Origin of the sequence: Bradyrhizobium sp. SZCCHNRI1009, from assembly GCF_032487575.1 — a bacterium.
Lineage (GTDB): Bacteria > Pseudomonadota > Alphaproteobacteria > Rhizobiales > Xanthobacteraceae > Bradyrhizobium.
In genome coordinates this window covers 19,183-38,115 of sequence record NZ_JAUEUL010000004.1, presented here as the reverse complement: position 1 = coordinate 38,115, position 18,933 = coordinate 19,183, and the positions used below count along the sequence as shown (strand labels likewise).

The window sequence follows — 18,933 nt, the reverse complement described above, 5'->3', positions numbered from 1 at the left end:
CCCTCCAACCGAACGAGGTAATTCCATGGCCGTTGGCAAGGTTTCCGACGCCGATTTCGAAAGCGAAGTGCTCAAGGCCGACGGCCCGGTCGTGGTCGACTTCTGGGCCGAGTGGTGCGGCCCGTGCCGCATGATTGCGCCCGCCCTCGACGAGATCTCGAGCGCGATGGGCGACAAGGTCAAGATCGTCAAGCTCAACGTCGACGAGAGCCCGAAGACGGCCTCGAAGTACGGCGTGATGTCGATCCCCACCCTGATGGTATTCAAGGGCGGCGAGATGGCCTCGCGCCAGGTCGGCGCTGCGCCGAAGGCGAAGCTGCAGCAGTGGATCTCGTCGGCGGTCTGACGCTCCACGATCCAGGATTTTTGTCGAACGGCCGGCGGAATCGCCGGCCGTTCGCGTTGAGGGGGTGTGTTTCAGCGTTTTCGGATGTCGCCATGCCCGCCCGCGCCCATCGCTCGCCCTCCCGCAAATCCGGTTTGCTGGCCATGGAGGCGCGCTCGGTGGATGCAATCCCGCGCGGCGAGGACTGGCAATACGAGCCGAAATGGGACGGCTTCCGCTGCCTGCTCGCGCGCGAGGGCGCTCAGGTGACGATGCAGTCGAAAGCCGGCGAAGATCTCGCCCGCTACTTCCCCGAGGTGGTCGCCGCGGCACGCCAACTGAAGGCAACCAGCTTCATCCTCGACGGCGAGCTGGTGGTGCCGCAGGTGAAGTCGTTCTCGTTCGATGCGTTGCTGCAGCGGATTCATCCCGCCGCCAGCCGGGTGAAGAAGCTGTCGGTGGAGACGCCGGCGCTGTTCCTCGCCTTCGATCTGCTGGCGAGTGGCAAGAAGGAGCTCGTGACGCACACGCTGCACGAGCGGCGGCCGGCGCTGGAGGCGTTTGCGGAAGCGAACTTCGCCGGGCACCCGACGTTTCGGCTGTCGCCGGCGACGACGCGCTTTGCGACCGCGCAAGACTGGCTGGCGCAATCCGGCGGCGGCTCGGATGGCGTGATCGCCAAGCGCATCGACCTGCCCTACCAGGCAGGCAACCGCGACGGCATGCAGAAGATCAAGCGCTATCGCTCGGCCGATTGCGTGATCGGCGGCTTCCGCTACGCCACCAACAAGGGCGCCCAGGGGCGCAAGCTGGTCGGCTCGCTGCTGCTCGGGCTCTACGACGATGACGGCCTGCTGCATCACGTCGGCTTCACCTCCGCGCTCAAGAAGGACGAGAAGCCCGCGCTGACCGACAAGCTCGAGCCGCTGATCTCGCCACCCGGCTTCACCGGCAATGCGCCGGGCGGGCCGAGCCGCTGGTCGACCGAGCGCTCCGCGGAGTGGTGTCCGCTGAAACCGAAGCTGGTGATCGAGGTCTGCTACGACCATTTCTCCGGCGAGCGCTTTCGCCACGGCACCTCGATCCTGCGCTGGCGGCCCGACAAATCGCCGAGGCAATGCACGTTCGAGCAGCTCGAGCAGAGGGTCGCTGATCCCTGGAAACTGCTCGCGTGAGCTCAGCGGATCCAGCCGGTCGCAAGCGCCGATGCAAATTCCTCGTCGCCATTGGCGCGCGCGAGCGCAGCCATGGATCGGTGATCATAGGGCACGTGGCGGAAGCTCACGCTCCAGCCGGACGACGTCAGCTCAAGGATCGCGTAGCGCGCATCAGGCGTGCCGGCCTGCACGACATGCGGATGCGGCGCGTTATAGGAATAGCCGGGGCTGCCGACGCTGCCCGGATTGACGATCAGCCGACCGTCGCGCAAGCGCACCGCACGGGCCGTGTGGGTATGGCCACACAGGATCAATGATTGCGAAATGCCGGCGGCCAGTCGCTCGATGTCGTCGAGCAGCGCGCAAGTGATCGCACCGTCCTGAGCGACGCGCTCGAGCCAGTAGACGTTGTCGTCATCGGGCGTCGCGTGACATAGAAACACCTCGTCCTGATACACGGCCGTCGCCGGGATCGTGCGCAGCCAGTCGAGATGATCAGCTTCGAGCTGGGCGTAAGCAGGCCGCTCCCATGCGCCCATCTTCTCCGGCGGTCGATCGATCAGCCAGCGATCGTGGTTGCCGCGGACATGCACCGCATCGAGCGGCATCAGCAGATCCATCGTCTTGCGCGCGTCGAGCGGGCCGCTCGCCATGTCGCCGAGGTTCACGATCTCGGTCACGCCCTGCGCACTGATATCCGCGAGCACGGCCTCCAGCGCGAGATGGTTGCCGTGGACATCTGCGATCGCGGCAAAGCGCATGCGCCATTCCTCTCAGGTCGGCGGAGTGCCGTTGAGGTCGAGCACGTGGCCCGCGAGATAGAGCGACCCCGTGATCAGGATACGCGGCGGGACCTCATAGGCAAGCCGCGCGATGCCGGCGAGCGCCGACGCGACGCCATCGGCGATCTCGACGCGCATGCCGAGCGTGCGCGCGGCGGCGGCCAGATCAGCCGGTGCCATCGCCTTGCTCTCGTTCGGAACCGGCACGACGATGATGTGGCGCGTCAGGCCGGCGAAGTTGACCAGGAAGCCCGCGGCATCCTTGTTGCCCATCATGCCGACGATGACGACGAGCTGCCGCGACACGCGCTCCTCGAGATCCCCGATCGCCGCGGCGACGACACGGCCGCCTTCGGCATTGTGGCCGCCGTCGAGCCAGATCTCCGCGCCCTGCGGCGCGATCGCGGTGAGCGCGCCGCTCGACAGCCGCTGCATGCGCGCCGGCCATTCGGCGCCGACGATGCCGTCCTCGAACGCCTTGGTGGCGAGCTTGAACTGATCGACCGCGCGCAAGGTCGCGATCGCGAGGCCCGCATTGTCGAACTGATGCCGGCCGAACAGTTTTGGCGCCGGAAGATCAAGAAGACCACGGTCGTCCTGATAGACCAGCCGGTTGCGCTCGACACTGACGTGCCAGCTCTCGCCCGCGGCAAACAACGGCGCGCGCTGTCGCCTGGCCTCGCGCTCGATCACGGCCATCGCATCGGGCTCCTGCGCCGCCGAGATCACCGGGCAGCCGCGCTTGATGATGGCGGCCTTCTCGGCCGCGATCAGCGCGCGGGTGTCACCGAGAAACTCCATGTGGTCCATGCTGATCGGCGTCAGCACGGAGGCCGCGACCTGCTCGACAACATTGGTGGAATCGAGCCGGCCACCGAGGCCGACTTCGAGCAGCACGACATCGGCTGGATGCCTTGCGAACAGCACGAAGGCCGCGACGGTCTTGACCTCGAAGAAGGTGATCGGCGCGCCGGCATTGACCCGCTCGCACTCCAAGAGCGCGGAGATCAGCTCGTCGTCCTCGACCAGGACGCCACCGCCGACCTGGCCGAGCCGATAGCTCTCGTTGATGCGCACCAGCCAGGGCGAGGTGAAGACGTGGACGCGCAGCCCCGCGGCCTCGAGCATTGCGCGCAGATATGCGACCGTGGAGCCCTTGCCGTTGGTGCCGGCGACGTGGATGACCGGCGGCAGCTTGCGCTCGGGATGACCGAGCTGCGCCAGCAGCCGGTGCATGCGATCCAGCCCGAGCGAGATCCGGCTCGGATGCAGGGCAGAAAGCCGCGTGATCAGCTCGTCGAGCGACGGTCTTGGCTGGGCGGCAGAATCGTTCACGCGCTCGTTGCGACCGCCGGCGCTTCCGCGGCTTCGGCGGGCTTGGCCGGCGGCGGCAGCTGCGGCGCGGGCTTGGCGTGTTCGATGGCCGGCGCCTTGGTCAGCAATCGGCACAGCCGCGCCAGCGTCGGGCGCAGGTCATGACGGTGCACGACCATGTCGACCATGCCGTGGTCGAGCAGGTATTCCGCGCGCTGGAAACCTTCGGGCAGCTTCTCGCGAATGGTCTGCTCGATCACCCGGGCGCCGGCGAACCCGATCAGCGCACCGGGCTCGGCAATGTGGACGTCGCCGAGCATCGCGTAGGACGCGGTGACGCCGCCGGTGGTCGGATTGGTCTGCACGACGATGTAGGGCAGCTTGGCCTCGCGCAGCATCTGGACCGCGACCGTGGTGCGGGGCATCTGCATCAGGGACAGGATGCCTTCCTGCATGCGCGCGCCGCCGGAGGCCGCGAACACGATGAACGGCGACTTCTTCTCGACCGCGAGCTCCAGGCCACGCACGATCGCCTCACCGGCGGCCATGCCGAGCGAACCGCCCATGAAATCGAAATCCTGCACGGCGATGACGACGCCCATGCCTTCGAGCTTGCCGAAGCCGACCTTCACCGCATCGTTCATGCCTGTCCGCGCCCGCGCATCCTTGATGCGGTCGGCATAGCGGCGCTCGTCGCGGAATTTCAGCGGGTCGGGCGTGACCTCGGGCAGCGCGACGTCGAACCAGGTCTCGTTGTCGAACATCGACTTCAGCCGCGCCACCGCACCCATGCGCATGTGGTAGTTGGAGCCGGGGATGACGAACTGGTTGGCCTCGACGTCCTTGTAGAACACGAGCTGTCCGGAATCCGGGCACTTGATCCAGAGGTTCTCCGGCGTCTCGCGGCGCAGGATGTTGCGGATCTTCGGCCGGACCACGTTGGTAAGCCAGTTCATGTGTCGCTCCGTGTTGCGGTCGCCCGGATATATGGCGGGACGGCGGGGTCACGGCAAGACGGCCGCGACATCCGCTCGGATAGTGGTTGACGGCCTATTCCGCGGCCTGTTGCGCGCCGCGCACGCCCTGGGCGAGAGCGGCGGCCAGATCGGCGACCGCACTGACGGTCTTGGCGGTCGCGCGGTCCTCGGCATCGAGGCTGGCGCGGAGTGCGTCGACCAGGGCGGTGCCGACCACGGCGCCATCGGCATGGGCTGCGATGGCGCGGGCCGTCTCCGGTGTCCGGATGCCGAAGCCGACGCAGACGGGCAGCGCCGTATGGCGCTTGATGCGCGCCACGGCGGCGCCCACAGCCGACGAATCCGCGGCCGCCGCGCCGGTGATGCCGGTGATCGAGACGTAGTAGACGAAGCCGGAGGTGTTCGCGAGCACCGCCGGCAGCCGCTTGTCATCGGTGGTCGGCGTCGCCAGCCGGATGAAGTTGAGCCCGGCCTTCAGCGCGGGGATGCAGAGCTCGGTGTCCTCTTCCGGCGGCAGGTCGACGATGATCAGGCCGTCGACGCCGGCGGTCTTGGCATCGTCGAGAAACCTGTCGACGCCGTAGATGTAGATCGGGTTGTAGTAGCCCATCAGCACGATCGGCGTGTCGACATCGCTGTCGCGGAAGCTGCGCACCAGTTGCAGCGTCTTCCTCAGGGTCATGCCGGCCTTCAGCGCGCGCAGGCCCGCCGCCTGGATCGACGGACCGTCGGCCATCGGATCGGTGAACGGCATGCCGATCTCGATGATGTCGGCGCCAGCCTGCGGCAGCGCCTTGACGATCGCCAGCGAGGTTTCAGGATCAGGGTCGCCTGACATCACGAAAGTGACGAACGCCGAGCGGCCTTCCTTTTTCAATTGCGCGAAACGCGCATCCATCCGGCTGGTCACGATGCCTTCGCCCTTCCTCGCAAGATGTCGCCCACCTGCGGCACGTCCTTGTCGCCGCGGCCGGACATGTTGACCACCATCAGGTGGTCTTTCGGCTTCTTCGGCGCGAGCTCCATGACCTTGGCGATCGCATGCGCCGGCTCCAGCGCCGGGATGATGCCTTCGAGCCGCGATAGCAATTGGAACGCGGCCAGCGCCTCCTCATCGGTCGCCGACAAATAGTTCACGCGGCCGACCTCGTGCAGCCAGGAATGCTCCGGTCCGATACCGGGATAGTCGAGACCGGCCGAGATCGAATGCGCCTCCTCGATCTGTCCGTCCTCATCCATCAGCAGATAGGTGCGGTTGCCGTGCAGCACGCCGGGACGGCCACCGGCGATCGATGCCGCATGCAGCTGCGTGAGGCCGTGGCCCGCGGCCTCGACGCCGTAGATCTCGACCGAGGGGTCGTCGAGGAAGGGATGGAACAGGCCCATCGCATTGGAGCCGCCGCCGATGCAGGCGATCAGCGAATCCGGCAGGCGGCCTTCGGCCTCCTGCATCTGCGCGCGCGTCTCGCTGCCGATCACCGACTGGAAGTCGCGCACCATCATCGGATAGGGGTGCGGGCCGGCGACGGTGCCGATGCAATAGAACGTGTTGTGGACGTTGGTGACCCAGTCACGCAGCGCCTCGTTCATCGCATCCTTCAGCGTCTTGGCGCCGGACTGCACCGGCACCACCTTGGCGCCGAGCATCTCCATGCGGATCACATTCGGCTGCTGCCGCTCGACGTCGACGGCGCCCATGTAGACCACGCAGTCCAATCCGAAACGCGCGCACAGCGTTGCGGTGGCCACACCATGCTGGCCGGCGCCGGTCTCGGCGATGATGCGCTTCTTGCCCATCCGGCGCGCGACCATGATCTGGCCGAGCACGTTGTTGACCTTGTGCGAGCCGGTGTGATTCAGCTCCTCGCGCTTGAAGTAGATCTTGGCGCCGCCGAGATGCTCCGTCAGCCGCTCCGCGTAATACAGCGGCGAGGGCCGGCCGACGTAGTTCTTCAGGTAGCCGTTCATCTCGGCGTGGAATGCCGGATCGGCCTTGGCCTCCGCATAGGCCTTTTCCAGGTCGAGGATCAGCGGCATCAGGGTTTCGGCGACGAAGCGGCCGCCGAAGATGCCGAAGTGACCGCGGTCATCAGGACCGCTGCGGTAGGAATTGGGAATGGCTGTCGTCATTGAACGCTCAACTCTTCAGCGGCCCGCGCCGCGCGAATGAAATCCCGGATCATGTCGCAATCCTTCACACCCGGCGTTCGCTCGACGCCGGATGACACGTCGACGCCGCCGGCGCGCGTGATCCGCACGGCCTCGGCGACGTTGTCGGCGCTCAGGCCGCCGGACACCATGAACGGGCGATCGAGTTTCAGGCCCTGCAGCAGACGCCAATCGAAGGTAGCCCCGAGTCCGCCGGGACGGGTCGCATCCTTCGGCGCACGCGCGTCGAACAGGATGCGGTCGCACACATCGGCGTAGCCCGCCAGCGGCGCAAGATCGGCGTCGGTCGCGACCGGAATGGCTTTCATGATGGGCAGGCCGAAGCGCTGCTTGAGGTCGCGGATGCGCGCGATGCTTTCGCGGCCATGCAGCTGCAGGAGATCAGGCCGCAGCGTCTCGACGATATTTTCGATCATCGCGTCGTCGGCATCGACGGTCAGCGCCACCTTGAGCGCGCGCCCCCTGACGTCACGGCCCAGCTCACGCGCGGCCGTCAGGCCGACATGGCGTGGGGACGGCGGAAAGAACACGAAGCCCACCATGTCGGCGCCCGCGTCGAGCGCCGAAGCGAGGGTATCGGGCGTGGTCAGGCCGCAGATTTTGACGAGCAGGGACATCGATGAACAACGCACGTCCGGGCGGAAAGGATCACCAGAAGCCGGCGGCTTCCAAGGCCGGCGAGCTTGGGCGCCTTCTACAACGCGGCGCCCTGCTTGTCTCGCCCATAAGGGGCGAAAAGCCGCGCCGGCGCCGCCGGAACCAGAGATTGTGCCGAGCCCTGATTTGCACGCGCCGCGGCGCTCAACTGCACCACCTGCGCACGGGCCGCTTCGGCATCGGCCTGATGACGGCGCGCGGCCCGCCGCCAGCGGCGCTGGCCGATCCAGGTGGCACAACCACCTGCGATCACGCCCAGGATCGCGACGGCGATGATCAAGGCGAACAACGGGACCGATACCGCGAGCGCCGGATCGGTCGCGTTGAACGGATCAAACGATACGGTAACGAAATGCCGATTGGCGACCGCGAAGATGACGAACAGCACCAGCAGCGGAAGGACGACCACGACAGTGAAGAATTTTCGCATGCGCTCGCTCGTGTCAGTCAGGCCGGATTCGCCTCGAAATCAGCCGCCGACGACTAGCACGGCCGGCGCGAGATGCTTCAATCGTCTGAGTCGTCAGCCGCAGCGCCCGCGGGATTGTCTCGGTTCAGCCGCTCGCGCATTTCCTTGCCCGTCTTGAAGAACGGGACGCTCTTCTGGTCCACCGGGACATGCGCCCCGGTCCGCGGGTTGCGACCGGCGCGGGCCGGCCGATGCTTGACCGAGAAGGCGCCGAAGCCGCGCAGCTCGACGCGGTCACCGCGGGCGAGCGCCGCGACGATCTCGTCGAGGATCGCGTTGACGATGTTCTCGACATCCCGCTGGTAGAGATGCGGGTTGTGCTCGGCGATACGCTGAACCAGCTCGGATTTGATCATCGAGAAAATGTACCCGGGGAGACAGGTCCCATTTCCGTGAAAATATGCTGGACTGTCAAGACGCTAAATCATTCATCGCGGCCGTGAATCGGGGGGCGAGGCCGGGTACGGGGCCTCGCCATGGCACACGCGAAACGGGAAGATCGTCCCGAGGATGGTCTTGGCGAGTTCAATTGCCCGGCGCGGGCGTCCAGAGCGCGAGCATGCCGTCGAGGCCGATGCGATCGACCGCCTGGACCACGCCGGTGTGCTCGAGCTGGCGGGCGATTCCGGAAAGGCCGATGGCGTCGAGCGCGATCGAGGTGGCCGTTCGCAGGAAGGTGAGATCGCCAAACCGCGGCGTGAGCTTGTAGTCACGCACCGGAAGGTCCTTCTTGACGTTCTTGTTCGCGACGAGCCAGGCGACCGCGGTCTTCTCGTCGCCGAGCTCGTCGATCAGCTTCAGCTCGATCGCCTGCCGGCCGGTGAAGACGCGGCCGTCGGCCACCTTCTCCAACTGCTCATCATTCATGGCCCGGCGATCCTTCACCAGTCCGCGGAACCAGGCGTAGGAATCCTTGACCAGGGCGTCGAGCGCCGCACGCGCTTCCGGGCTGGTGGGCTCGTAGCCGTTGGGGGCGGCCTTCAGCGGCGAGGATTTGACCTCCTCGATCTTCACGCCGACCGTCTTCAACAGCTCGCCGACATTGGGGTACTGGAACAGCACGCCGATCGAACCGACCAGCGAACTCTGCTGCGCGACGATGTGATCGGCAGCGATCGCGCCGATATAGCCGCCGGACGCCGCGAGACCTTCAACGACGACGACCAGCGGCTTCTTCGCCTTCAGCCGGACCAGCGAATCGTAGAGCTGCTCGGAGCCGGCGGTGGTGCCGCCCGGCGAATTGATGTGGACGATGACGGCTTCGGCCGAGGAGTTTTCGAGCCGCTCCAGCGCCTCGACTCGCTCATGATCGCTACGGATCAGGCCCTCGATATTGACGCGGGCGATCGAGCCGGTGGTCGACAGCACGGTGCGGCCGCGCGGCGACATGGCGAGGCCGATGGCGGAAAGAGCCGCGACCGCGATCAGCACCGCGACCACCCGCCAGAACGTCAGCTTGCGGCGCAGCCTGCGGCGATCGACGATCACATCCGAATCAAGCGACATGGACAGCTCCTGGAAGTCTCGGCGCGTTTTGCATCCGCAGCCTGAATATCTCGTTATCCGATTACATCAATCGCGGCGCAATTTGAAGAAAGGAAGGCTCCGCCACGAAGCCGTCAAAGGGTCGACGGGCTCCGAGCAGGCCGCAGGGCTAGCGTATTCGATGATCGGAGTCTTGCTCTCATCTCTCCACGTCGTCATGGCCGGGCTTGTCCAGGCCATGACGGAGCAACTAAGTTGCAGGTTCGACCGTATCCACATATGCGATGGCGAGGGGCGGGTCGAAATGCCCTGGGGGCACAAAAAAGCCCCGGCCGAAGCCGGGGCTTTGATCTCGTCACGCGGATCGAAGGCTTACTTCGAGTCGCGGTTCTTGAGCGCGGTGCCCAGAATGTCGCCCAGCGTCGCGCCCGAATCGGACGAGCCGTACTGCGCGATGGCTTCCTTCTCTTCAGCGACTTCCAGCGCCTTGATCGACACCTGGACCTTGCGGGCCTTCTTGTCGAACTGGATCACGCGGGCATCGACCTTCTCACCGACGGCGAACCGCTCGGTGCGCTGATCGTTGCGATCGCGCGCCAACTCGGAGCGCTTGATGAAGGTGGTGAAGTCGGTGCCGGTGATCTTGACGTCGATGCCGCCGTCCTTGACGTCGAGCACCTCGCAGGTGACGACCGCACCCTTCTTGACATCGCCCGGCTCGGCGAAGGGATCGCCTTCGAGCTGCTTGATGCCGAGCGAGATGCGCTCCTTCTCCACGTCCACGTCGAGCACCACGGCCTTGACCATGTCGCCCTTCTTGTAGTTGTCGATGACCTGCTCGCCCGGCTGCTTCCAGTCGAGGTCCGAGAGATGGACCATGCCGTCGACGTCGCCTTCGAGGCCCAGGAACAGGCCGAACTCGGTCTTGTTCTTGACTTCGCCCTCGACGACCGAACCCGTCGGATGCTTCTCGACGAAGACCTCCCACGGGTTGCGCATGGTCTGCTTGAGACCGAGCGAGATGCGGCGCTTGACGCTGTCGACTTCGAGCACCTGCACTTCGACTTCCTGCGAGGTCGAGACGATCTTGCCGGGGTGCATGTTCTTCTTGGTCCACGACATCTCGGAGACGTGGATCAGGCCTTCGATGCCCGGCTCGAGCTCGACGAACGCGCCGTAGTCGGTGATGTTGGTGACGCGGCCATGGAAACGGGCCTGCAGCGGGTACTTCGCCTCGATGCCCTGCCACGGATCGTCGAGCAGCTGCTTCATGCCCAGCGAGATGCGGTGCGTCTCGTGGTTGATCTTGATGATCTTGACCTTGACCGTCTGACCGATGCTGAGCACCTCGGTCGGATGGTTGACGCGGCGCCAGGCGATGTCGGTGACGTGCAGCAGGCCGTCGATGCCGCCGAGGTCGACGAACGCACCGTAATCGGTGATGTTCTTGACGACGCCGTCGATCACCTGACCCTCTTCGAGGTTCTGCACCAGCTCCTGGCGCTGCTCGGCGCGGGTCTCTTCCAGCACGGTCCGGCGCGACACGACGATGTTGCCGCGGCGACGGTCCATCTTGAGGATCTGGAACGGCTGCGAGTTGTTCATCAGCGGCGCGACGTCGCGGATCGGACGGATGTCGACCTGCGAGCGCGGCAGGAAGGCCACGGCACCGTCGAGGTCGACGGTGAAGCCGCCCTTGACCTGGTTGAAGATGACGCCGTTGACCTTTTCGTTGTTCTGGAACGCCTTCTCGAGCTTGCCCCAGCTCTCTTCGCGGCGCGCCTTGTCGCGCGACAGCACCGCTTCGCCGAGCGCGTTCTCGATGCGATCGAGGAACACTTCGACCTCGTCGCCGACTTTCAATTCACTGTCACGGCCGGGCCCGGCGAATTCGCGCAGCGCCACGCGGCCTTCGGTCTTCAGGCCGACGTCGATGACGGCCATGTCCTTCTCGATCGCAACAACCTTGCCCTTGACGACAGAGCTTTCCTGCAGGTTGCCCTTGGTGAAGGACTCATCCAGCATCGCGGCGAAATCATCGCGGCTGGGATTGTAGGAAGAAGCAGAGGTACTCGAAGCCATTTGTTCTCCAGATGCGGACATTCTCGCCAGCTTGGGTTGATCGGCGCATCGAATGGACAGTGCCTGGAGGTCCACAAATCCCCAGACGTCCGCGCTGTCAGCGCGATAAGCGCAAACGACGCGGGCCGGCAGTGCCTGCACATGCGATACGTATGAAGTGCGTCCGGCTGATCGGACTCGATTGAACCGCAATCGAGCTATCGACGGTCAAGGGCGGGAGCGGGCTTTCCTCCAATGACGCCGGCGGAAATCAAACCCGCTGGCGGCCCGCTCGAACGGCCTCGACGATGTCGATGGCGGCCCGGACGCCGCCTTCTATATCCAAATGGGAGTTGTCAAGCAAGTAAGCATCCGGGGCTTGTTTTAAAGGCGCGACGGCCCGGTTCTGGTCGCGCTCGTCGCGCGCCAGGATGTCGGCCAGAATGGCCGCCTCGTCGGCCGGTTCCCCCCGCGAAAGCGCCTCGAGCGTGCGGCGATGCGCCCGGATGCGGGGATCGGCGACGACGTAGATCTTCACCTCGGCGTCCGGGCAGATCACGGTTCCGATGTCGCGGCCGTCGAGCACGGCACCGGGTGGCTGGCTTGCGAACTGACGCTGGAAGGCCACCAGCGCCTCGCGCACTTTCGGCAACGCCGAGACCACGGAGGCCGCAGACCCGACCTGGTGCGACCTCAGCGCCGGATTGTCGAAGGTCGAGGGATCCAGGCTCATGGCGACGTCCGCCGCCCGCGCCTCGTCCTTGAGGTCGATGCCGGCGGTCAGCAGCGCATGGGCAACGGCCCGGTAGATCACGCCCGTATCCAGGTGCCTGAGGCCGTAATGCGCCGCGAGACGCTTGGCCATGGTGCCCTTGCCCGAGGCCGCCGGGCCGTCGATGGCGATGATCATGCGAAATCCGCGCCCGCCTTGCACATCAGCGGGATGAAATCCGGGAAGCTGGTGGCGATGAAGGCGGTATCGTCGACGGTGACCGGCTTGTCGGACGCGAGGCCCATCACGAGGGCGGACATCGCGATGCGGTGGTCCATGTGGGTCGCGACGATGCCGCCGCCCGGCACGTGACCGCGGCCCTCGACGATCAGGTCATCGCCGCTGATCTCGACCTTGACGCCGTTGACACGCAGCATCGCCGCGGTGGCCTCCAGCCGGTCGGATTCCTTGACGCGCAGCTCATGCAGGCCGCGCATCACGGTGGTGCCCTCGGCATAGGCGGCGGCGACGGCCAAGACGAGATATTCGTCGATCATCGACGGCGCGCGCTCGGGCGGCACGACGACGCCCCTCAGCTTCGAGGCGCGCACGCGCAGCCGGGCCATGGGCTCGCCGGCATCGCCGCGGACGTCGTCCTCCTCGATCGAGGCGCCCATCTCGCGCAGGGTCGTGAACAGGCCGGTGCGCAGCGGGTTGGTCATCACGTCCGACAGCACGAGGTCCGAGCCATCGACGATCAGCGCGGCGACCAGCGGGAACGCGGCCGAGGACGGGTCGGCGGGAACGATCACGGGGGCACCACACAGCTCCGGCTGGCCGGTCAGTGCGATGCGGCGGCCATGAGACCCTTCCGGCGTGGTCACGATCTCCGCGCCGAAATGCTTCAGCATCAGCTCCGTATGGTCGCGGCTGGCCTCCTGCTCGATCACGGTGGTCACACCGGGCGCGGCGAGGCCCGCGAGCAGCACCGCCGACTTGATCTGGGCCGAAGCCACCGGCGTGCGGTATTCGATCGGCACCGGGTTGCCGGCGCCCTGCAGGGTCAACGGAAGCTTGCCGCCCTCGGCGATCGACACCACCTTCGCGCCCATCAGCGCCAGCGGGTCGAGGATGCGCCGCATCGGACGGCTGCGCAGCGAGGCATCACCGTCGAAAACGGCCGTGATCGGGCAACCGGCGACGGCGCCCATCACCAGCCGGCAGCCGGTGCCGGAGTTGCCGAAATCGAGCGGTGTGCTGGGCTGGGCGAAGCCGCCGACCCCCACGCCACGGACGGTCCACGCGAAGTCGCCGGTGCGCTCGACCTTGGCACCCAGGGATCGCATCGATTCGGCGGTGTTGAGGACGTCCTCGCCCTCGAGCAGGCCGGAAATCCGGGTCTCGCCGACCGACAGCGCCCCCAGGATCAGCGCCCGGTGCGAGATCGACTTGTCGCCAGGCACGCGAATCGTGCCCGAGAGGGGCCCGGAGGCGCGTGATTCCAGGGGAGTCGGGGCGGCTGACGTGCTCACGGCGGGATCCTCGTGTTTCGGACGCGGCAGGTATCACAGCCCCCGCCCTCCGTCACGAGCGGTGATTTTCCCGTTGACAGCGCTATTGACAGCGGCGCGGCAACTAGCCAAGTGAGACACCGCTTTTCAGACATTGCCAGGACGCCTGCACGTGGCCAAATCCGAGCTCGGAACCAAACGCATTTGCCCGACCACGGGCAAAAAGTTCTATGACCTCAACAAGAACCCGGTGATTTCGCCCTACACCGGCGAGGTCGTGCCGATCGCGCCCGTGGCTCCGACCCGCGCCATGCGCGGCGAGGCTGCGCGTGCCGCTGCGGCGGCCGACGTGGTTGAGCCCGCCGAGGCCGAGGAGTTGGTGTCGCTCGAGGAGGCCGATGCCGAGGAGAACTCCGGCAAGGTCAAGGCCGTCGTTCCCGAATCGGAGGACGACATCGAGATCGACGAGACCCTCGACGATGACGAGGATGATGACTCGACCTTCATCGCCGACGAAGAAGAAGGCGACGAGGACGTGACCGACATCATCGGTGATGTCGGCGGCGACGAAGAATAATCGTCGAAGACACTTGAGATCAGCCGCGAACTGTGGTTCACGGTGCTCCCCGGCGGTCACCCAGACCGCCGGTTCGGTTCAGGGGCCATAGCTCAGCTGGGAGAGCGCTTGCATGGCATGCAAGAGGTCGGCGGTTCGATCCCGCCTGGCTCCACCAGCCTTCGCTCGCTTCGCGAGCTTCGGCTCGGCAAGCCACCCCAATCTGCCAATTGAGCGAAGCGAGCGAAGGCTGTCGCGCCGTAGCCTGGACGCCGGAGCCCTCTTTGGCGCAGGCGGGAAGGCGAAGGCGGACTTCGCTCCGCACGACGATACCCCCCCCTCTCCGTCGCTTCGCGAGCTTCGGCTCGGCAAGCCACCCTAATCCGCCAATTGCGCGAAGCGTGCGAGGGCTGTCGCGCCATAGCCCGAAGGGCGAAGGCGGACTTGGGCTCCGGGCGATAAGGCCACCTCCTTCGAACTGCTCATTCGACCGAAGCTGTAGACCCTAAGCGGCATCGCCTGCCACAATCGTACCTAGAAGGGTCGGGACGGCCTGCCATGAAGTTTGTCTACATCCTCGAAAGCCTCGATGGCGAGCACTTCTACGCCGGCATCACAGACGACGTCCCGGCTCGGGTCGCGAAGCACAATGCAGACGAAGTCCCGCACACCTCGAAGTTTCGGCCGTGGCGGCTCAAGACTTACATCGCTTTCAACGACGTGAAGCAGGCCTTCGCCTTCGAGAAGTATCTGAAATCTGGCTCAGGTCGGGCGTTTGGGAAGAAGCGCCTCTAACGATGCGGTGCTCCGAGGCTGATCTGGCGGGAGGTCTCACCCCTCCGCCGCCGCATCGAGCCGCTCCCGCAGCTTCACCAGCTTGCCGTGCAGATCCGTGAGCTCCGCGATCGAGCATCCCGTCGCGTCCAGGATCGCCGGCGGCACGATCGCTCTTGCCTTGTCGCGCAGGCTCGCGCCCTGGCTCGTCAGGGTGACCAGCACCTGCCGTTCGTCCTCGGCCGACCGGGTCCGCTTCACCAGATGCGTAGCCTCCATCCGCTTCAGCAGCGGCGTCAGCGTGCCGGAATCGAGGAACAGGCGGGCGCCGATGTCCTTCACCGTCAGGCCGTCCTGCTCCCACAGCACCAGCATGACCAGATATTGCGGATAGGTCAGGCCCAGGCGGTCGAGCAGCGGCTTGTAGACGCGGTTGAAGGCGTGCGCGGTCGAATAGACGGCGAAGCAGAGCTGGTTGCCGAGCTGGAGCGGCAGGTCTGCCGCGGACTTCTTTCGCATCGAGGTCACCACAGGTCGATCCCATCGGCATCTTGAGCCCGCACGCCTCGCATCGACAACGGGCCCGGCGCACCGATCACGAATTTTCTACCGAACAATTATATTGTGCACAATATAATAGTGTGCAACATGGACTCACTGAATTCGTCCAACCAGGAGACACTCCATGTCCGTGAACGTGCTCTACACGACCAGCGCCAAGGCCACCGGCGGCCGCGACGGCGAGGCGGCGACCCTCGACGGCTCGCTCAAGGTCAAGCTCTCCACCCCGAAGGAGCTCGGTGGCGGCGGCGGCGCCGGCAACAATCCCGAGCAGCTGTTCGCGGCCGGCTACGCCGCCTGCTTCATCGGCGCGATGAAGTTCGTCGGCTCGCAGGGCGGCCCGAAGGTTCCCGCCGACACGTCGGTGACCTCCACCGTCGGCATCGGGCCGCGCTCGGAAGGCGGCTTCGGCATCACCGTCGAGCTCGCCGTCTCTCTGCCCGGCCTCGCCAAGGCTGACGCCGAGGCGCTGGTCGCCAAGGCGCATGAGGTGTGCCCCTATTCCAACGCCACGCGCGGCAATGTCGACGTCAAGCTGACCGTCGTCTGAGCTTCAATTCCGTCGTGCGGCAGGACGACCTCCGTTGTCCTGCCGCATGGCAGCCCCCGTTTGCGCCACCGCCGCAGCAATGCTTAATGATCGCGAGCTGTAACCAACCTCGCGACATCCGATGACACCTCAATTTGCTCCCGGCGCCATGGCCGGACTGCGCGTGATCGATCTGACGCGCGTGCTCGGCGGGCCCTATTGCACGCAGATCCTGGCCGATCACGGCGCCGACGTGATCAAGGTCGAGCCGCCGGCCGGCGACGAAGTGCGCGACTGGGGCCCTCCGTTCCACGACGAGGACGCCGCCTATTTCGTCGGGATCAACCGCAACAAGCGCTCGATCGGCCTCGATCTCGCGTCCGAGGGCGGACGCGTCGTGCTGATGCGGATGCTCGAGACCGCCGACGTGCTGATCGAGAACTTCAAGCCCGGCACCTTGGAGAAATGGGGCATCGGCAGCGACACCCTGCGCGAGAAATTCCCGAAGCTGGTGCACTGCCGCATCTGCGGCTTCGGTGCCGACGGGCCGCGCGGCGGCAATCCCGGCTATGACGCGATCATCCAGGCGATGACCGGCATGATCGCCGCGACCGGATCGCCGCAAAGCGGGCCGATGCGGATCGGCGTGCCGCTGGTCGACATCACCACCGGCCTCTATGCCGCGATCGGCATCCTGATGGCGCTGTCGGAACGGCAGCGTTCTGGGCTCGGTCAGTTCCTCGAGGTCACGCTGTATGAGACCGGCCTCGCGATCATGCATCCGCATACCGCAAACTACTTCATGCATGGCAAGCCGCCGTCGCTGACCGGCAACGAGCATCCGAACCTCGTGCCCTATGCGATCTTCCCGACCAGGACCGACGATATCTTCATCGGCGTCGGCAATGACGGCACCTTCCGCAAGCTCGCCAAGGAAATCGGCCGGCCGGAACTCGGCACCGATCCGCGCTTCGCGCGCAACAAGGATCGCGTCGCCAATCGCGAGGCGCTGCGCGCCGAGCTCGCCGCCGTGTTCAGCCAATTCGAGGCGGAGCCGCTGTGCGACCGGCTGCTCGCAGCCGGCCTGCCGGCGGGACCCGTGCAGAAGATCGACCAGGCGTTGACCAATCCGCACACGATCCACCGCGGCGATGTCATCGAGAAGGACTGGTACAAGGGCGTCGCCTCGCCGATCCGGCTCGAACGCACCAAGCCGAGCCTGCGCTCCACCCCGCCGAAGTTCAGCCAGCATGCCCAGGAGGTGCTCAGCGAGTTCGGCTACTCGGAGCCCGAGATCCAGGCCCTGCTCTCCGAGGGCACGGTCTGCGCCGAGCGCAAGCGCTGAGGAGCCATCAGCCTGTCGTCTCCCAACGCTAGCGCCGCCCGGGCATCACCCCGGCGCCGCTACCGTCTCCCGCAAGTCGCTGCGTTCCGCGGCGATGAACGCGCTTTCCGCTGACGATCCAACCGGTTATACATTCACAAAACTGTCATCTCGCGCTGCTACGGCCGCGACGCCGATGACGTTCCATGGGAGGAATTTTTTTAATGTCACTTCGACAATTCTGGACAGCCGCCGCTGCGGCAGCCACGCTGGTCCTTGGCGCCGCCGCACCCGCACACGCGGTGACGGAGATTCAGTGGTGGCACGCGATGACCGGCGCCAACAACGACGTCATCGTCAAGCTCGCCAATGATTTCAACGCCTCGCAGACCGACTACAAGGTCGTTCCGACCTACAAGGGCAACTACGCCGACACGATGAATGCCGGCATCGCCGCGTTCCGCGCCGGCAATGCGCCGCATATCATGCAGGTGTTCGAGGTCGGCACTGCCACGATGATGGCCGCCACCGGCGCCGTGAAGCCGGTCTACAAGCTGATGCAGGACGCCGGCGAGAAGTTCGATCCCAAGAGCTACCTGCCGGCCATCACCGGCTACTATTCGACCTCGAAGGGCGAAATGCTGTCCTTCCCCTTCAACTCGTCCTCCACCGTCATGTGGGTCAATCTCGATGAGCTGAAGAAGGTCAACGCCGAGATCCCGAAGACCTGGCCCGAGCTGTTCGAGACCGCCAAGAAGCTCCACGCGGCCGGCCACCCGACCTGCGGCTTCTCCGGCTCGTGGGTAACCTGGGTCAATCTCGAGCAGCTCTCCGCCTGGCACAACGTGCCGCTCGCCAGCAAGGCCAACGGCCTCGACGGCTTCGACACCGTGCTCGAGTTCAACGGTCCGCTGCAGGTCAAGCATCTCGAAAACCTGGTCGAGCTGCAGAAGGACAAGACCTATGACTACGCCGGCCGCACCAACACCGGCGAGGGCCGCTTCACCTCGGGCGAATGCCCGATCTACCTGACCTCGTCGGCGTTCTTCGGCAACGTCAAGGCGCAGGCGAAGTTCGCCTTCACCGCCGCGCCGATGCCGTATTACCCCGACGTGAAGGGCGCGCCGCAGAACTCGATCATCGGCGGCGCTTCGCTCTGGGTCATGGGCGGCAAGTCGGCCGATGAGTACAAGGGCGTCGCCAAGTTCCTGACCTTCCTCTCGGACACCGACCGCCAAGTCTACATCCACAAGGCGTCGGGCTATCTGCCGATCACCAAGGCCGCCTATGCCAAGGCCAAGGCCGAGGGCTTCTACAAGGATCAGCCCTATCTGGAGACCCCGCTGCTCGAGTTGACCAACAAGGAGCCGACCGAGAACTCCCGCGGCCTGCGCCTGGGCAACATGGTGCAGCTGCGTGACGTCTGGTCGGAGGAGATCGAGCAGGCTCTGGCCGGCAAGAAGACCGCCAAGCAGGCGCTGGACGCCGCCGTCGAGCGCGGCAACCAGATGCTGCGCCAGTTCGAAAAGACGGCCGTGAAATAAGGCCAAGAGCCGGCAGGCCACCCGCG

General features: G+C 65.8%; 20 protein-coding genes and 1 tRNA gene. 8 read left to right on the top strand and 13 right to left on the bottom strand.

Annotated elements, in window-relative coordinates:
* Positions 1-25 precede the first annotated feature (25 nt).
* Both trxA and QX010_RS09260 read left to right on the top strand, forming a co-directional pair.
* Complete coding sequence (gene trxA / locus QX010_RS09265) at positions 26-346, top strand: thioredoxin (protein ID WP_015663255.1); 321 nt, start codon at positions 26-28, stop codon at positions 344-346.
* A gap of 143 nt (positions 347-489) precedes the next feature.
* Positions 490-1,500, top strand: coding sequence for an ATP-dependent DNA ligase (locus QX010_RS09260; protein WP_316179411.1), 1,011 nt, complete (start codon positions 490-492; stop codon positions 1,498-1,500).
* 2 nt (positions 1,501-1,502) lie between these two features.
* On the opposite strand, the gene QX010_RS09255 is transcribed toward QX010_RS09260, so the two are convergent.
* The 12 genes from QX010_RS09255 to aroA form a co-directional block, all read right to left on the bottom strand.
* The gene (locus QX010_RS09255) at positions 1,503-2,243 is read right to left on the bottom strand and encodes a metallophosphoesterase family protein (RefSeq protein WP_316178996.1); all 741 of its coding nucleotides are present in this window, start codon (positions 2,241-2,243) and stop codon (positions 1,503-1,505) included.
* Between the two features lie 12 nt (positions 2,244-2,255).
* Positions 2,256-3,599, bottom strand: coding sequence for a folylpolyglutamate synthase/dihydrofolate synthase family protein (locus QX010_RS09250; protein WP_316178994.1), 1,344 nt, complete (start codon positions 3,597-3,599; stop codon positions 2,256-2,258).
* Positions 3,596-4,534: an acetyl-CoA carboxylase, carboxyltransferase subunit beta gene (gene accD, locus QX010_RS09245; protein ID WP_315803962.1), complete on the bottom strand. Its 939-nt coding sequence runs from the start codon at positions 4,532-4,534 to the stop codon at positions 3,596-3,598. The genes QX010_RS09250 and accD overlap by 4 nt, the downstream gene beginning before the upstream one ends.
* Before the next feature lie 94 nt (positions 4,535-4,628).
* Positions 4,629-5,465 carry a tryptophan synthase subunit alpha gene (gene trpA, locus QX010_RS09240; RefSeq protein WP_316178992.1) on the bottom strand — a complete coding sequence of 279 codons (837 nt, stop codon included), beginning with the start codon at positions 5,463-5,465 and terminating at the stop codon, positions 4,629-4,631.
* Positions 5,462-6,685, bottom strand: a complete 1,224-nt coding sequence (gene trpB, locus QX010_RS09235) for a tryptophan synthase subunit beta (RefSeq protein ID WP_316178990.1) — start codon at positions 6,683-6,685, stop codon at positions 5,462-5,464. The genes trpA and trpB overlap by 4 nt, the downstream gene beginning before the upstream one ends.
* The gene (locus QX010_RS09230; RefSeq protein ID WP_315803965.1) at positions 6,682-7,341 is read right to left on the bottom strand and encodes a phosphoribosylanthranilate isomerase; all 660 of its coding nucleotides are present in this window, start codon (positions 7,339-7,341) and stop codon (positions 6,682-6,684) included. The genes trpB and QX010_RS09230 overlap by 4 nt, the downstream gene beginning before the upstream one ends.
* 77 nt (positions 7,342-7,418) lie before the next feature.
* Positions 7,419-7,811, bottom strand: coding sequence for a lipopolysaccharide assembly protein LapA domain-containing protein (locus QX010_RS09225; RefSeq protein WP_315803966.1), 393 nt, complete (start codon positions 7,809-7,811; stop codon positions 7,419-7,421).
* 77 nt (positions 7,812-7,888) lie between these two features.
* On the bottom strand, positions 7,889-8,206 hold the full coding sequence (locus tag QX010_RS09220; RefSeq protein WP_315803967.1) for an integration host factor subunit beta: 318 nt from the start codon (positions 8,204-8,206) through the stop codon (positions 7,889-7,891).
* A 169-nt stretch (positions 8,207-8,375) separates the two neighbouring features.
* Positions 8,376-9,356, bottom strand: a complete 981-nt coding sequence (sppA, locus tag QX010_RS09215; RefSeq protein WP_316178988.1) for a signal peptide peptidase SppA — start codon at positions 9,354-9,356, stop codon at positions 8,376-8,378.
* 351 nt (positions 9,357-9,707) lie between these two features.
* Positions 9,708-11,417, bottom strand: coding sequence for a 30S ribosomal protein S1 (rpsA, locus tag QX010_RS09210; protein ID WP_315741235.1), 1,710 nt, complete (start codon positions 11,415-11,417; stop codon positions 9,708-9,710).
* A 250-nt stretch (positions 11,418-11,667) separates the two neighbouring features.
* Positions 11,668-12,306, bottom strand: a complete 639-nt coding sequence (gene cmk, locus QX010_RS09205) for a (d)CMP kinase (protein WP_316178986.1) — start codon at positions 12,304-12,306, stop codon at positions 11,668-11,670.
* A complete protein-coding gene (gene aroA / locus QX010_RS09200) occupies positions 12,303-13,640 on the bottom strand; it encodes a 3-phosphoshikimate 1-carboxyvinyltransferase (protein WP_316178984.1) in 1,338 nt (445 codons plus the stop codon). Before aroA ends, cmk begins: the two co-directional genes overlap by 4 nt.
* 151 nt (positions 13,641-13,791) lie before the next feature.
* Here aroA and QX010_RS09195 point away from each other — a divergent pair, with 151 nt between their 5' ends.
* The 3 genes from QX010_RS09195 to QX010_RS09185 all read left to right on the top strand — a co-directional run bounded on the left by QX010_RS09195 (position 13,792) and on the right by QX010_RS09185 (position 14,970).
* Positions 13,792-14,196, top strand: coding sequence for a TIGR02300 family protein (locus QX010_RS09195; RefSeq protein WP_315805660.1), 405 nt, complete (start codon positions 13,792-13,794; stop codon positions 14,194-14,196).
* A gap of 81 nt (positions 14,197-14,277) precedes the next feature.
* Positions 14,278-14,353: transfer RNA gene (locus QX010_RS09190), tRNA-Ala, on the top strand.
* Positions 14,354-14,733: 380 nt separating this feature from the next.
* On the top strand, positions 14,734-14,970 hold the full coding sequence (locus QX010_RS09185) for a GIY-YIG nuclease family protein (protein ID WP_316178982.1): 237 nt from the start codon (positions 14,734-14,736) through the stop codon (positions 14,968-14,970).
* A 36-nt stretch (positions 14,971-15,006) separates the two neighbouring features.
* Here the strand turns inward: QX010_RS09185 and QX010_RS09180 are convergent, their stop codons facing one another.
* Positions 15,007-15,468: a MarR family transcriptional regulator gene (locus QX010_RS09180; protein ID WP_315805658.1), complete on the bottom strand. Its 462-nt coding sequence runs from the start codon at positions 15,466-15,468 to the stop codon at positions 15,007-15,009.
* Between the two features lie 166 nt (positions 15,469-15,634).
* Here QX010_RS09180 and QX010_RS09175 point away from each other — a divergent pair, with 166 nt between their 5' ends.
* The 3 genes from QX010_RS09175 to ugpB all read left to right on the top strand — a co-directional run bounded on the left by QX010_RS09175 (position 15,635) and on the right by ugpB (position 18,907).
* A complete protein-coding gene (locus QX010_RS09175) occupies positions 15,635-16,060 on the top strand; it encodes an organic hydroperoxide resistance protein (protein WP_316178980.1) in 426 nt (141 codons plus the stop codon).
* A gap of 121 nt (positions 16,061-16,181) precedes the next feature.
* On the top strand, positions 16,182-17,384 hold the full coding sequence (locus QX010_RS09170) for a CaiB/BaiF CoA-transferase family protein (RefSeq protein ID WP_316178978.1): 1,203 nt from the start codon (positions 16,182-16,184) through the stop codon (positions 17,382-17,384).
* A 203-nt stretch (positions 17,385-17,587) separates the two neighbouring features.
* Positions 17,588-18,907, top strand: coding sequence for a sn-glycerol-3-phosphate ABC transporter substrate-binding protein UgpB (gene ugpB / locus QX010_RS09165; protein ID WP_316178976.1), 1,320 nt, complete (start codon positions 17,588-17,590; stop codon positions 18,905-18,907).
* Positions 18,908-18,933 lie beyond the last annotated feature (26 nt).

Coding starts and splice junctions, on each gene's coding strand:
- trxA (WP_015663255.1), top strand. CDS start 26: ATGGCCGTTGGCAAGGTTTCCGACGCCGATTTCGAAAGCGAAGTGCTC.
- QX010_RS09260 (WP_316179411.1), top strand. CDS start 490: ATGGAGGCGCGCTCGGTGGATGCAATCCCGCGCGGCGAGGACTGGCAA.
- QX010_RS09255 (WP_316178996.1), bottom strand. CDS start 2,243: ATGCGCTTTGCCGCGATCGCAGATGTCCACGGCAACCATCTCGCGCTG.
- accD (WP_315803962.1), bottom strand. CDS start 4,534: ATGAACTGGCTTACCAACGTGGTCCGGCCGAAGATCCGCAACATCCTG.
- trpB (WP_316178990.1), bottom strand. CDS start 6,685: ATGACGACAGCCATTCCCAATTCCTACCGCAGCGGTCCTGATGACCGC.
- QX010_RS09230 (WP_315803965.1), bottom strand. CDS start 7,341: ATGTCCCTGCTCGTCAAAATCTGCGGCCTGACCACGCCCGATACCCTC.
- QX010_RS09225 (WP_315803966.1), bottom strand. CDS start 7,811: ATGCGAAAATTCTTCACTGTCGTGGTCGTCCTTCCGCTGCTGGTGCTG.
- QX010_RS09220 (WP_315803967.1), bottom strand. CDS start 8,206: ATGATCAAATCCGAGCTGGTTCAGCGTATCGCCGAGCACAACCCGCAT.
- sppA (WP_316178988.1), bottom strand. CDS start 9,356: ATGTCGCTTGATTCGGATGTGATCGTCGATCGCCGCAGGCTGCGCCGC.
- rpsA (WP_315741235.1), bottom strand. CDS start 11,417: ATGGCTTCGAGTACCTCTGCTTCTTCCTACAATCCCAGCCGCGATGAT.
- cmk (WP_316178986.1), bottom strand. CDS start 12,306: ATGATCATCGCCATCGACGGCCCGGCGGCCTCGGGCAAGGGCACCATG.
- QX010_RS09185 (WP_316178982.1), top strand. CDS start 14,734: ATGAAGTTTGTCTACATCCTCGAAAGCCTCGATGGCGAGCACTTCTAC.
- QX010_RS09180 (WP_315805658.1), bottom strand. CDS start 15,468: ATGCGAAAGAAGTCCGCGGCAGACCTGCCGCTCCAGCTCGGCAACCAG.
- QX010_RS09175 (WP_316178980.1), top strand. CDS start 15,635: ATGTCCGTGAACGTGCTCTACACGACCAGCGCCAAGGCCACCGGCGGC.
- QX010_RS09170 (WP_316178978.1), top strand. CDS start 16,182: ATGACACCTCAATTTGCTCCCGGCGCCATGGCCGGACTGCGCGTGATC.
- ugpB (WP_316178976.1), top strand. CDS start 17,588: ATGTCACTTCGACAATTCTGGACAGCCGCCGCTGCGGCAGCCACGCTG.